Source organism: Peptoniphilus harei (genome assembly GCF_900454685.1).
Classification (GTDB): Bacteria; Bacillota; Clostridia; order Tissierellales; family Peptoniphilaceae; genus Peptoniphilus_A; species Peptoniphilus_A harei.
On record NZ_UATM01000014.1, the window covers coordinates 1 to 10751 of the forward strand.

General features: G+C 31.5%; 17 protein-coding genes, 2 pseudogenes and 4 other annotated features. Of the genes and pseudogenes, 9 read left to right on the forward strand and 10 right to left on the reverse strand.

Annotation, left to right across the window (positions count from 1 at the left end; genetic code table 11):
• From DRZ96_RS00580 to DRZ96_RS00600, 4 genes are all read right to left on the reverse strand, one after another.
• Nucleotides 1-149, reverse strand: a 149-nt coding sequence (locus tag DRZ96_RS00580) for an ATP-binding cassette domain-containing protein (RefSeq protein ID WP_146740962.1), incomplete at its 3' end; no start/stop codon positions are given.
• A complete protein-coding gene (locus tag DRZ96_RS00585) occupies nucleotides 133-801 on the reverse strand; it encodes an amino acid ABC transporter permease (RefSeq protein ID WP_172605431.1) in 669 nt (222 codons plus the stop codon). The genes DRZ96_RS00580 and DRZ96_RS00585, both read right to left, overlap by 17 nt.
• 251 nt (nucleotides 802-1052) lie before the next feature.
• Nucleotides 1053-1328, reverse strand: a complete 276-nt coding sequence (locus tag DRZ96_RS00595; RefSeq protein WP_112889242.1) for a type 2 periplasmic-binding domain-containing protein — start codon at nucleotides 1326-1328, stop codon at nucleotides 1053-1055.
• Nucleotides 1303-1749, reverse strand: a complete 447-nt coding sequence (locus DRZ96_RS00600) for a transporter substrate-binding domain-containing protein (RefSeq protein WP_112889243.1) — start codon at nucleotides 1747-1749, stop codon at nucleotides 1303-1305. Before DRZ96_RS00600 ends, DRZ96_RS00595 begins: the two co-directional genes overlap by 26 nt.
• A gap of 34 nt (nucleotides 1750-1783) precedes the next feature.
• Nucleotides 1784-1982: a binding site (T-box leader), on the reverse strand.
• A 203-nt stretch (nucleotides 1983-2185) separates the two neighbouring features.
• Nucleotides 2186-2384: a binding site (T-box leader), on the forward strand.
• A 78-nt stretch (nucleotides 2385-2462) separates the two neighbouring features.
• Here DRZ96_RS00600 and DRZ96_RS12195 point away from each other — a divergent pair.
• From DRZ96_RS12195 to DRZ96_RS11205, 7 genes and pseudogenes are all read left to right on the forward strand, one after another.
• Nucleotides 2463-3003, forward strand: a pseudogene (locus tag DRZ96_RS12195) (argininosuccinate synthase domain-containing protein).
• 5 nt (nucleotides 3004-3008) lie between these two features.
• On the forward strand, nucleotides 3009-3164 hold the full coding sequence (locus tag DRZ96_RS12200; protein WP_409371938.1) for a hypothetical protein: 156 nt from the start codon (nucleotides 3009-3011) through the stop codon (nucleotides 3162-3164).
• An 11-nt stretch (nucleotides 3165-3175) separates the two neighbouring features.
• Complete coding sequence (locus DRZ96_RS10650; protein ID WP_218563565.1) at nucleotides 3176-3289, forward strand: argininosuccinate synthase; 114 nt, start codon at nucleotides 3176-3178, stop codon at nucleotides 3287-3289.
• A gap of 49 nt (nucleotides 3290-3338) precedes the next feature.
• Nucleotides 3339-3482, forward strand: a complete 144-nt coding sequence (locus DRZ96_RS12205) for a hypothetical protein (protein ID WP_409371939.1) — start codon at nucleotides 3339-3341, stop codon at nucleotides 3480-3482.
• 545 nt (nucleotides 3483-4027) lie between these two features.
• Nucleotides 4028-4246 (forward strand): annotated as a pseudogene (locus DRZ96_RS11195) (lyase family protein); the annotation flags it as partial.
• 271 nt (nucleotides 4247-4517) lie between these two features.
• Nucleotides 4518-4565 carry a hypothetical protein gene (locus DRZ96_RS11200; RefSeq protein WP_256584714.1) on the forward strand — a complete coding sequence of 16 codons (48 nt, stop codon included), beginning with the start codon at nucleotides 4518-4520 and terminating at the stop codon, nucleotides 4563-4565.
• 642 nt (nucleotides 4566-5207) lie between these two features.
• Nucleotides 5208-5375: an ArsR/SmtB family transcription factor gene (locus tag DRZ96_RS11205; RefSeq protein ID WP_256584710.1), complete on the forward strand. Its 168-nt coding sequence runs from the start codon at nucleotides 5208-5210 to the stop codon at nucleotides 5373-5375.
• Between the two features lie 2156 nt (nucleotides 5376-7531).
• Here DRZ96_RS11205 and DRZ96_RS11210 read toward each other — a convergent pair.
• The 6 genes from DRZ96_RS11210 to DRZ96_RS12015 form a co-directional block, all read right to left on the reverse strand.
• Nucleotides 7532-7831, reverse strand: coding sequence for a lyase family protein (locus tag DRZ96_RS11210; protein ID WP_256584711.1), 300 nt, complete (start codon nucleotides 7829-7831; stop codon nucleotides 7532-7534).
• 79 nt (nucleotides 7832-7910) lie between these two features.
• A complete protein-coding gene (locus DRZ96_RS11215; RefSeq protein WP_256584712.1) occupies nucleotides 7911-8165 on the reverse strand; it encodes a lyase family protein in 255 nt (84 codons plus the stop codon).
• A complete protein-coding gene (locus DRZ96_RS11220; RefSeq protein WP_256584713.1) occupies nucleotides 8114-8452 on the reverse strand; it encodes a lyase family protein in 339 nt (112 codons plus the stop codon). Before DRZ96_RS11220 ends, DRZ96_RS11215 begins: the two co-directional genes overlap by 52 nt.
• A 1-nt stretch (nucleotide 8453) precedes the next feature.
• A complete protein-coding gene (locus tag DRZ96_RS12005; RefSeq protein WP_322788177.1) occupies nucleotides 8454-8675 on the reverse strand; it encodes an argininosuccinate synthase in 222 nt (73 codons plus the stop codon).
• Nucleotides 8647-8958 carry an adenine nucleotide alpha hydrolase family protein gene (locus DRZ96_RS12010; RefSeq protein WP_322788178.1) on the reverse strand — a complete coding sequence of 104 codons (312 nt, stop codon included), beginning with the start codon at nucleotides 8956-8958 and terminating at the stop codon, nucleotides 8647-8649. The genes DRZ96_RS12005 and DRZ96_RS12010 overlap by 29 nt, the downstream gene beginning before the upstream one ends.
• Complete coding sequence (locus DRZ96_RS12015; RefSeq protein WP_322788179.1) at nucleotides 8924-9652, reverse strand: argininosuccinate synthase; 729 nt, start codon at nucleotides 9650-9652, stop codon at nucleotides 8924-8926. Before DRZ96_RS12015 ends, DRZ96_RS12010 begins: the two co-directional genes overlap by 35 nt.
• Before the next feature lie 100 nt (nucleotides 9653-9752).
• Nucleotides 9753-9949 (reverse strand) — a binding site (T-box leader).
• Nucleotides 9950-10155: 206 nt separating this feature from the next.
• Nucleotides 10156-10354 (forward strand) — a binding site (T-box leader).
• 34 nt (nucleotides 10355-10388) lie between these two features.
• Between DRZ96_RS12015 and DRZ96_RS00640 the strand changes: the two genes are divergently transcribed.
• Nucleotides 10389-10619, forward strand: a complete 231-nt coding sequence (locus DRZ96_RS00640) for a hypothetical protein (RefSeq protein ID WP_112889245.1) — start codon at nucleotides 10389-10391, stop codon at nucleotides 10617-10619.
• Between the two features lie 34 nt (nucleotides 10620-10653).
• Nucleotides 10654-10751 (forward strand): hypothetical protein (locus tag DRZ96_RS12210; protein WP_457920601.1); only part of this gene is annotated, 98 nt, incomplete at its 3' end.

The following is a 10751-nucleotide window of genomic DNA, read 5'->3' on the forward strand; positions in this document are numbered from 1 at the left end:
AAGAGATTAATGGACCTAAGTAGGGTGGACTTGCCAGAACCACTGGCGCCAATAATGGATGTTACTGTGAAATCTTCTATAGTAAGATCAATCCCCTTGAGGACTTTTTTGTCTCCAAAGGATTTTTGTAAATTATGAATTTTTATCATATTTTCCCTCCATAAATTTTAATAATCTGGTCAAAGTAAAGGTAATGGCGAAATAAAGAAGCGACCCAAGTATTAGAGGTTCAAGAGCCTTATAAGATGATCCCCTAACAAGGTTGACATTATACATAATATCAGTCACACCAATTGTTGAAATAATAGATGTTTCCTTAATGACTGCTATAAATTCATTTGCCAAGGCTGGCAAAATATTTTTTGTAGCTTGGGGAAGTATAACTTCTTCCATGGCAAGAGATTTTTTCATACCAAGAGATTTGGCAGCTTCCATTTGCCCCTTGTCAATGGCATTGATACCTGATCTTATAATTTCTGCAACGTAGGCGGCAGAGTTCAAACTCACTGCAATAACTCCTGTTATATATGCAAAAGAAGAAATAGAAAGTCCAAAGCTTTTAAAGTCTACAATACTTGCTAGACCAAAGAATATAAAAAATACCTGAGTCAGCATTGGAGTTCCTCTGACAAGTTCAAGATAGCAAGAGGCAAAAACCTTTAAACTTTTTATTTCTGATGACTTCATAAGGTATAAGAAGAGTCCAAAGATGGAGCCCAGGATTACAGAAATTAATGAAAGTGAAATTGTAACCAAAAGTCCTTTTAGATAGTAAGATGAATAATTTTTTAAAATTTCCAAGCTAGATCCAAAGAACTCCATTAATAATTTTCCAAAGATTAAGATAAATATTAAAAATCCAAAAATAACTAGACCATTAATTATATTATTTTTAGAAAGTTTTTATTTTCGATTTTATAAATATTTTCCATGGTCCACCTACTTTGTAGATAAATCTAAGGCTTCTTGATAATATTCATCTAGTTTACCTTCAACTTTTAATCTCTTTAGAGTTTTATTAACTTGGTCTAAAAGTTCTGTGTCATTTTTATTTAGTCCAATGGCTGTCCCTTGAAGTTCAGCTTTAAAGTAAAAGAATCTTCAATTTTTAAATTTTCATTGGAAAGCTCATAATTATCGCCAACACATTTTTCTACGATAATCCCATCAATAAGACCCTTGTCAAGTTGGGCAACTAGGTCTGGTGTCTTAGGTAAGGACACTAACTTTTTAATGCCCAAATTTTTTCCAATATCTTCTTGGCTAGTTGCAGTTTGAACTCCAATAGTGAGGTCTTTTACATCATCTTCTTTTAGTGTACTTGCCAAGATTTTCTTTGTTGACTAATAAATAATTTTTAGGTTCATAGTAAACATCTGAAAAGGCCATGGACTTTTCTCTTTCAGGAGTCTTTGAAACTCCAGAGATAGCTAGATCAATAACACCTGTATCTAGACTTGCAAGAACTGATGAAAATTCCATGTCTGAAATTTCTAGTTCAACACCAAGGTCTTTTGCTATTTCCTTTCCAATAAAAACATCAAGGCCAAGGATTTCGTCTTTGTCATCTATATTTTTGTGAAATTCGAAAGGTGGGTAGTTTGCATTGCAACCCATGACGATTTTTCCTGATTTTTTTATTTCATCTAATCTTGAATTAGAAATGTCCTTGGACTTAGTAAAAAATATTACAAGGCCGAATATTAATACTAGTAAAATAAGACTTGATATACTTAATATTTTTTTCATAATTTTCCCTCCATAATAAAAAAATCGCCTCTATGAAAGAGGCGAAGTCCGCGGTACCACTCTAATTATCTTTTGGATATCTCAAAACTTTAAGGCAGTTAACCTCTGTAAATACTAATTTCCTTACAGAATCTCAGTGGTTCTATTATATTCCTTTCACTTGCAAGCTTTCACCTAACCTTGCTCTCTAAAAAGTTTCTGAAAATACTTTTTGTCCACTTCATTGATTTCTGAACACTCTACTACGATAAATTATTTTTGTCAATAGTTTTTATAAAAAAATTAAAAAATATTTTGAGAGATATAAAATTCAAAAAATTTTAAAATTAATTTTCTTTGCATTTAATAGATAGAATTATTTTAACTTGATAAATTACAAAATTTTTTAAAAATATGCTTGACAAACAAAAATTATCTTGCTAGGATATCAAACAAATCAAAAGTTTTGAAAAGCGAAGTAAAATTATCCAAGACTTAAAGAGAGTTTTCGTTTGCTGGGAGAAAATAGGGAGGATAATTTGAAATAGGAGCTTGGAACTGGCATCTCGATATTTAGATTTGCCCGGTTATGCGTTATAGTTTTTGAGGTATAGAAATATACAAATTTGGGTGGTACCACGTTCTTCGTCCCTTGATAGGGGCGATTTTTTTATACTTTTTTGAGTCTCAAAGTTAGCTGTTGTAATATTAAAGATTTAATTTGGAGGATAAAAATGAAAAAAACTAATTATAAAAAAATTGCTCTAGCATATTCAGGTGGCCTTGATACGTCAATTATTATTCCTTGGTTAAAGGAAAATTATAATTGTGAGGTTATTGCAGTAGTGGAAATGTTGTCAAGAAAAAGAACTTGAAGGCCTAGAAGAGAAGGCTATTAAAACAGGAGCTTCGAAGATTTATATAGTTGATCTTGTAGAAGAATATGTAAAAGATTTGTATTTCCAACTATAAAAATGGGTGCAAAGTATGAAAAAAATTATCTCTTGGGAACTGCAACAGCAAGACCTCTTATAGCAAGTCCCTAGTTGAAATTGCAGAAAAAGAAAATTGCGATGCAATTTGCCACGGCTGTACAGGAAAGGAAATGATCAAATTCGTTTTGAAATGGGGATTAAACATTTTGCTCCAGATATGCCAATAATTGCACCTTGGAGAATTTGGGACATAAAATCTCGTGAAGAAGAAATTGACTATGCAGAAGCCCACATATTCCACTTAAAATATCAAGGGAGACAAACTATTCAAAGGATTTAAATATTATGCACTTGTCTCACGAAGGCTTAGACCTTGAAAATCCAAAAAACTTCCCAGACTACGACAAAATTTTAGAACTGTCTGTATCTCCAATGAAGGCAAAGGATGAAGTTTGCGATGTGGAAATTGAATTTGAAGCTGCCGAAGCAAAAAAAAAATAAATGGCAAGGAAATGACACCTGCAGAAATTTTAAATTACTTAAATAAAATTGGTGGAGAAAATGGAATTGGAATTGATGACATTGTAGAAAATCGTCTAGTTGGCATGAGAGTCGTGGATTTATGAAAATCCAGGTGGAGCTATCCTTTATAAGGCTCTAGAAATTCTTGAATCTATTACTCTTGATAAGGACTCAGCCCACTTAAAAGACTATCTTTCTATAAAGTTTGCCGATTTAGTTTATGATGGAAAGTGGTATTCAAATTCTATCAAGGGACTTTGGCTTTTGGAAATGAAATCACAAAAATGTTACAGGTAAGGTGAAATTAAAACTTACAAGGAAATATTATACCAGCAGGAGTAGAAGCAGACAAATCACTTTATAGCGAAGACTTAGCTTCCTTTGGCGATGGGCAGAAGATTTATTCTCTCACAAGGATGCAGATGGATTTATAAACCTCTATTCACTAGCAAGCCTAGTTGAAGCTAAGATCAATAAAGGAGTTTAATATGTATTTATGGGATCTCATTTGAAGGACTGGAAGAATTTACTCATGAATTTAATAAGTCAATAATTTTGATAAAATTTTATTCGAAGAAGACATCACTGGTTCACTGCTCATGTTGAGATGTTGAGTAAAAAAGGAATAATTGGCCAAGAAGACTTTGAAATTATAGCTAGTGAACTAAAAATATTTTAGAAGAAATAAAGTCTAAAAAACTTGAAATAGATTTAAAGGAAGAAGATATTCATTCTTTTGTGGAAAATGAACTGACAAAAAGAGTGGGCAGTGTGGGTAAGAAGTTCACACTGCAAGATCTAGAAATGACCAGTGTGCCCTAGACCTTAAGTTATATTCTAAGAAAGTTTTAGCTGAAATTAATAAGGATTTAAAAAATCTTATAAAAGCAATCATTTCACTTGCTGAGGAAAACAAAAACACAATAATGCCAGGCTTTACCCACATGCAACATGCACAAGTTACTAGCTTTGCTCATTATATCCTTGCCTATGGTCAGATGTTTAAAAGAGATATTGAGAGGTTAAACAATAGTCTTCTTAGAATAGATGAGAATCCTTAGGATCTTGTGCCCTTACCACAACAAGTTTCGACATAGATAGGTTTATGACTAGTGAAATCTTGGGATTTAAAAAGCCACAGAGAACTCCATGGATTCAGTTTCAGATAGGGACTATGTTCTTGAGATTTTATTTAACAACTCTCTTATTATGACCACTATCAAGACTCTGCGAAGAATTAATTTATTTTTCATCTAGTGAATATGATTATATTAAGTTTTCTGGCAAATTTTCTACAGGTCATCTATAATGCCTCAAAAGAAAAATCCCGATATGGCAGAATTAATAAGGGGAAAGAGTGGAAGGACTTTTGGAGATTAATAACAGTTTTTACAATTTTAAAGGGAACGCCATTAGCCTACAATAAGGACTTTCAAGAAGATAAGGAAGCCTTATTTGACTCAGTAAGACGACTTCTTCTTCATTAAAAATTATGAAGGGAATTATTGAAGCCTCGAACTAAACAAGGATAAGATGAGAGATTCAGCAGAAAAGGATTCTTAAATGCACAGACTTAGCAGACTATTTGGTCCTAAAGGGACTTGCTTTAGAGAAGCCTATGATTAGTTGGTAAAATCGTGAATTATGCTATAGAAGAAATTTAAAATTAGAAGAAATTTCTTGAAAATATAAGAATTTAACAAGATTTTGAAGAAGATCTTTATAACTTTATAGAAATTGAAAATTCTTTAAAAATAGAAAAGTTTATGGAGGACCAGCTGAAGAAGCATCACTGTTCAAATTGAAATCTAAAAAAATCATTAAATATATAATTTTTAAAATAAGTCATGGGCCTTATTTTTTTGTAAAAAGTACAATGTTAGAATTGTATTTTAAGCTAATGGAAATATTTTCATAATTTATATTTATACAAAAACTATTGACAAATTCATAAAATTACATAATCTAACTATAGTAAGTAATTACCAATAAAGAAAAATAAATATATGCTTGGAGGCAAAAATGAAAACCAAAAATGACAACCTTGAGAATACTGCTGAGGTTTTAAAGGTCATGGCCCATCCAATTAGGCTAAAGATTATAAAGAGTTTAATCGATAATGGTCCTTCTAATGTGGATCACTACAAGAAAAATTTCATATTCCACAACCAACTGTTTCGTCTCACCTAGGCAAGCTTAGAGGGCTGGTGTTTTAATATCAAGAAGAATGGAACAGAGATTTATTATAAGGTTGAAATGAATTTATTTTGAAGCTAGCTAGTGCACTTTTCACTAAGTAATAAAAGGTGTTTTATGGAACTAAGTGAAGTTCAAAAAAAAGCTGTCACAACTCTAGACAAGATGTAAACCTAATGGCGGGAGCCGTACTGGTAAACCAGGGTTCTCACCAATAGGTTTATTAATATTGTAAAAATAAAGTCAAACCCCTAAGAGTTCTTGCTATAACTTTTACTAAAAAGCTGCAGAAGAAATGCGAGCTAGGATTTCAAAAGACCTTGTTTAAATAGGATAGATTATGAAGATAAGGACCTTAACATAATGACTATCCACTCCTTGCTCTCGAGATAGTGGAATCTATTCTTATATTTTAGGCATAAATCCAAAATTTAAGATTCTTGATGATGGAGAGTCTGCTTATCTTTTGGAAGAAGCCGTTAAGGAAAGTTTAAATGAGATTGAAGATGAAAATTTAAGGATTACCTATTAGATTTTAAAACATCACCCTTTGAAGAATAAATAATTTATAAATCTTTATGGAGATTTAAAATAATAATTTAGATTTTGATGATATTTTAAAGAAATCTTTGAACTTTGATAATCAAAAACCTTAAACTTTTAACTTAATGCTATATTATAAAAGATTATAAAAGTTTGAAGGTTTTTGATGTATCAAAGTTCAAAGATTTCTTTAAAATATCATCAAATCTAAATTATTATTTTAAAATCTCCATAAAGATTTATAAATTATTTACTTCTTCAAAGGGTGATGTTTTAAAATCTAATAGTAATCCTTAAATTTTCATCTTCAATCTCATTTAAACTTTCCTTAACGGCTTCTTCCAAAAGATAAGCAGACTCTCCATCATCAGAATCTTAAATTTGGATTTATGCCTAAAATATAAGAATAGGATTCCACTATCTCGAGAGCAAAGGAGTGGATAGTCATTATGTTAAGGTCCTTATCTTCATAATCTATCCTATTTAAAACAAGGTCTTTGAAATCCTAGCTCGCATTTCTTCTGCAGCTTTTTAGTAAAATTATAGCAAGAACTCTTAGGGTTTGACTTTATTTTTACATATAATAAACCTATTGGTGAAACCTGGTCTTACCAGTACCGGCTCCCGCCATTAGGTTTACATCTTTGTCTAGAGTTGTGACAGCTTTTTTTGAACTTCACTTAGTTCCATAAAAACACCTTTTATTACTTAGTGAAAGTGCACTAGCTAGCTTCAAAATAAATTCATTTTCAACCTTATAATAAATCTCTGTTCCATTTCTTCTTGATATTAAAACACAGCCTCCTAAGCTTGCCTAGGTAGACGAAACAGTTGGTGTGGAATATGAAATTTTTCTTGTAGTGATCCCACATTAGAAGGACCATTATCGATTAAACTCTTATAATCTTTAGCCTAATTGGATGGGCCATGACCTTTAAAACCTCAGCAGTATTCTCAAGGTTGTCATTTTGGTTTTCATTTTTTGCCTCCAAGCATATATTATTTTTCTTTATTGGTAATTACTTTACTATAGTTAGATTATGTAATTTTTATGAATTTGTCAATAGTTTTTGTATAAATATAAATTATGAAAATATTCCATTAGCTTAAAATACAATTCTAACATTGTACTTTTTTACAAAAAAATAAGGCCATGACCTTATTTTAAAATTTATATTTATGATTTTTTAGATTTTCAATTTGAACAGTGACTGCTTCTTCAGCTGGTCCTCCATAAACTTTTCTATTTTTAAAGAATTTTCAATTTCTATAAAGTTATAAAGATCTTCTTCAAAAATCTTGTTAAAATTCTTATATTTTTCAAGAGAAATTTCTTCTAATTTAAATTTTCTTCTATAGCATAATCACGATTTTACCAACTAAGTCATAGGCTTCTCTAAAGCAAGTCCTTTAGGACCAAATAGTCTGCTAAGTCTGTGCATTTAAGAATCCTTTTTCTGCTGAATCTCTCATCTTATCCTTGTTTAGTTCGAGGCTTTCAATAATTCCCTTCATAATTTTTAATGAAGAAGAAGTCGTCTTTACTGAGTCAAATAAGGCTTCCTTATCTTCTTGAAAGTCCTTATTGTAGGCTAATGGCGTTCCCTTTAAATTGTAAAAACTGTTATTAAATCTCCAAAAGTCCTTCCACTCTTTCCCCTTATTAATTCTGCCATATCGGGATTTTTCTTTTGAGGCATTATAGATGACCCTGTAGAAAATTTGCCAGAAAACTTAATATAATCATATTCACTAGATGAAAAATAAATTAATTCTTCGCAGAGTCTTGATAGGTGGGTCATAATAAGAGAGTTGTTAAATAAAATCTCAAGAACATAGTCCCTATCTGAAACTGAATCCATGGAGTTCTCTGTGGGCTTTTTAAATCCCAAGATTTCACTAGTCATAAACCTATCTATGTCGAAACTTGTTGTGGTAAGGGCACAAGATCTAAGGGATTCTCATCTATTCTAAGAAGACTATTGTTTAACCTCTCAATATCTTTTTTAAACATCTGACCATAGGCAAGGATATAATGAGCAAAGCTAGTAACTTGTGCATGTTGCATGTGGGTAAGCCTGGCATTATTGTGTTTTTGTTTTCCTCAGCAAGTGAAATGATTGCTTTTATAAGATTTTTTAAATCCTTATTAATTTCAGCTAAAACTTTCTTAGAATATAACTTAAGGTCTAGGGCACACTGGTCATTTCTAGATCTTGCAGTGTGAAGCTTCTTACCCACACTGCCACTCTTTTTGTCAGTTCATTTTCCACAAAAGAATGAATATCTTCTTCCTTTAAATCTATTTCAAGTTTTTTAGACTTTATTTCTTCTAAAATATTTTTTAGTTCACTAGCTATAATTTCAAAGTCTTCTTGGCCAATTATTCCTTTTTTACTCAACATCTCAACATGAGCAAGTGAACCAGTGATGTCTTCTTCGAATAAAATTTTATCAAAATCTATTGACTTATTAAATTCATGAGTAAATTCTTCCAGTCCTTCTAAATGAGATCCCCATAAATACATATTAAACTCCTTTATTGATCTTAGCTTCAACTAGGCTTGCTAGTGAATAGAGGTTTATAAATCCATCTGCATCCTTGTGAGAGAATAAATCTTCTGCCCCATCGCCAAAGGAAGCTAAGTCTTCGCTATAAAGTGATTTGTCTGCTTCTACTCCTGCTGGTATAATATTTCCCTTGTAAAGTTTTAATTTCACCTTACCTGTAACATTTTTTTGTGATTTCATTTCCAAAAGCCAAAAGTCCCTTGATAGAATTTGAATACCACTTTCCATCATAAACTAAATCGGCAAACTTTATAGAAAGATAGTCTTTTAAGTGGGCTGAGTCCTTATCAAGAGTAATAGATTCAAGAATTTCTAGAGCCTTATAAAGGATAGCTCCACCTGGATTTTCATAAACTCCACGACTCTTCATGCCAACTAGACGATTTTCTACAATGTCATCAATTCCAATTCCATTTTCTCCACCAATTTTATTTAAGTAATTTAAAATTTCTGCAGGTGTCATTTCCTTGCCATTTATTTTTTTTTGCTTCGGCAGCTTCAAATTCAATTTCCACATCGCAAACTTCATCCTTTGCCTTCATTGGAGATACAGACAGTTCTAAAATTTTGTCGTAGTCTGGGAAGTTTTTTGGATTTTCAAGGTCTAAGCCTTCGTGAGACAAGTGCATAATATTTAAATCCTTTGAATAGTTTGTCTCCCTTGATATTTTAAGTGGAATATTGTGGGCTTCTGCATAGTCAATTTCTTCTTCACGAGATTTTATGTCCCAAATTCTCCAAGGTGCAATTATTGGCATATCTGGAGCAAAATGTTTAATCCCCATTTCAAAACGAATTTGATCATTTCCCTTTCCTGTACAGCCGTGGCAAATTGCATCGCAATTTTCTTTTTCTGCAATTTCAACTAGGGACTTTGCTATAAGAGGTCTTGCTGTTGCAGTTCCCAAGAGATAATTTTTTTCATACTTTGCACCCATTTTTATAGTTGGAAATACAAAATCTTTTACATATTCTTCTACAAGATCAACTATATAAATCTTCGAAGCTCCTGTTTTAATAGCCTTCTCTTCTAGGCCTTCAAGTTCTTTTTCTTGACCAACATTTCCCACTACTGCAATAACCTCACAATTATAATTTTCCTTTAACCAAGGAATAATAATTGACGTATCAAGGCCACCTGAATATGCTAGAGCAATTTTTTATAATTAGTTTTTTTCATTTTTATCCTCCAAATTAAATCTTTAATATTACAACAGCTAACTTTGAGACTCAAAAAAGTATAAAAAATCGCCCCTATCAAGGGACGAAGAACGTGGTACCACCCAAATTTGTATATTTCTATACTCAAAAACTATAACGCATAACCGGGCAAATCTAAATATCGAGATGCCAGTTCCAAGCTCCTATTTCAAATTATCCTCCTATTTTCTCCCAGCAAACGAAAACTCTCTTTAAGTCTTGGATAATTTTACTTCGCTTTTCAAAACTTTTGATTTGTTTGATATCCTAGCAAGATAATTTTTGTTTGTCAAGCATATTTTTAAAAAAATTTTGTAATTTATCAAGTTAAAATAATTCTATCTATTAAATGCAAAGAAAAATTAATTTTAAAATTTTTTGAATTTTATATCTCTCAAAATATTTTTTTAATTTTTTTATAAAAACTATTGACAAAAATAATTTATCGTAGTAGAGTGTTCAGAAATCAATGAAGTGGACAAAAAGTATTTTCAGAAACTTTTTAGAGAGCAAGGTTAGGTGAAAGCTTGCAAGTGAAAGGAATATAATAGAACCACTGAGATTCTGTAAGGAAATTAGTATTTACAGAGGTTAACTGCCTTAAAGTTTTGAGATATCCAAAAGATAATTAGAGTGGTACCGCGGACTTCGCCTCTTTCATAGAGGCGATTTTTTTATTATGGAGGGAAAATTATGAAAAAAATATTAAGTATATCAAGTCTTATTTTACTAGTATTAATATTCGGCCTTGTAATATTTTTTACTAAGTCCAAGGACATTTCTAATTCAAGATTAGATGAAATAAAAAAATCAGGAAAAATCGTCATGGGTTGCAATGCAAACTACCCACCTTTCGAATTTCACAAAAATATAGATGACAAAGACGAAATCCTTGGCCTTGATGTTTTTATTGAAAGGAAATAGCAAAAGACCTTGGTGTTGAACTAGAATTTCAGACATGGAATTTTCATCAGTTCTTGCAAGTCTAGATACAGGTGTTATTGATCTAGCTATCTCTGGAGTTTCAAAGACTCCTGAAAGAGAAAAGTCCATGGC

Bases quoted from the DNA above. Each gene is read 5' to 3' on its own strand.
- DRZ96_RS00600 (WP_112889243.1), bottom strand. From the start codon at position 1,749: ATGAAAAAAATATTAAGTATATCAAGTCTTATTTTACTAGTATTAATA.
- DRZ96_RS12200 (WP_409371938.1), top strand. From the start codon at position 3,009: ATGCACTTGTCTCACGAAGGCTTAGACCTTGAAAATCCAAAAAACTTC.
- DRZ96_RS10650 (WP_218563565.1), top strand. From the start codon at position 3,176: ATGACACCTGCAGAAATTTTAAATTACTTAAATAAAATTGGTGGAGAA.
- DRZ96_RS11205 (WP_256584710.1), top strand. From the start codon at position 5,208: ATGAAAACCAAAAATGACAACCTTGAGAATACTGCTGAGGTTTTAAAG.
- DRZ96_RS11210 (WP_256584711.1), bottom strand. From the start codon at position 7,831: ATGACTAGTGAAATCTTGGGATTTAAAAAGCCCACAGAGAACTCCATG.
- DRZ96_RS11220 (WP_256584713.1), bottom strand. From the start codon at position 8,452: ATGTATTTATGGGGATCTCATTTAGAAGGACTGGAAGAATTTACTCAT.
- DRZ96_RS12005 (WP_322788177.1), bottom strand. From the start codon at position 8,675: ATGAAATCACAAAAAAATGTTACAGGTAAGGTGAAATTAAAACTTTAC.
- DRZ96_RS12010 (WP_322788178.1), bottom strand. From the start codon at position 8,958: ATGACACCTGCAGAAATTTTAAATTACTTAAATAAAATTGGTGGAGAA.
- DRZ96_RS00640 (WP_112889245.1), top strand. From the start codon at position 10,389: ATGAAAAAAATATTAAGTATATCAAGTCTTATTTTACTAGTATTAATA.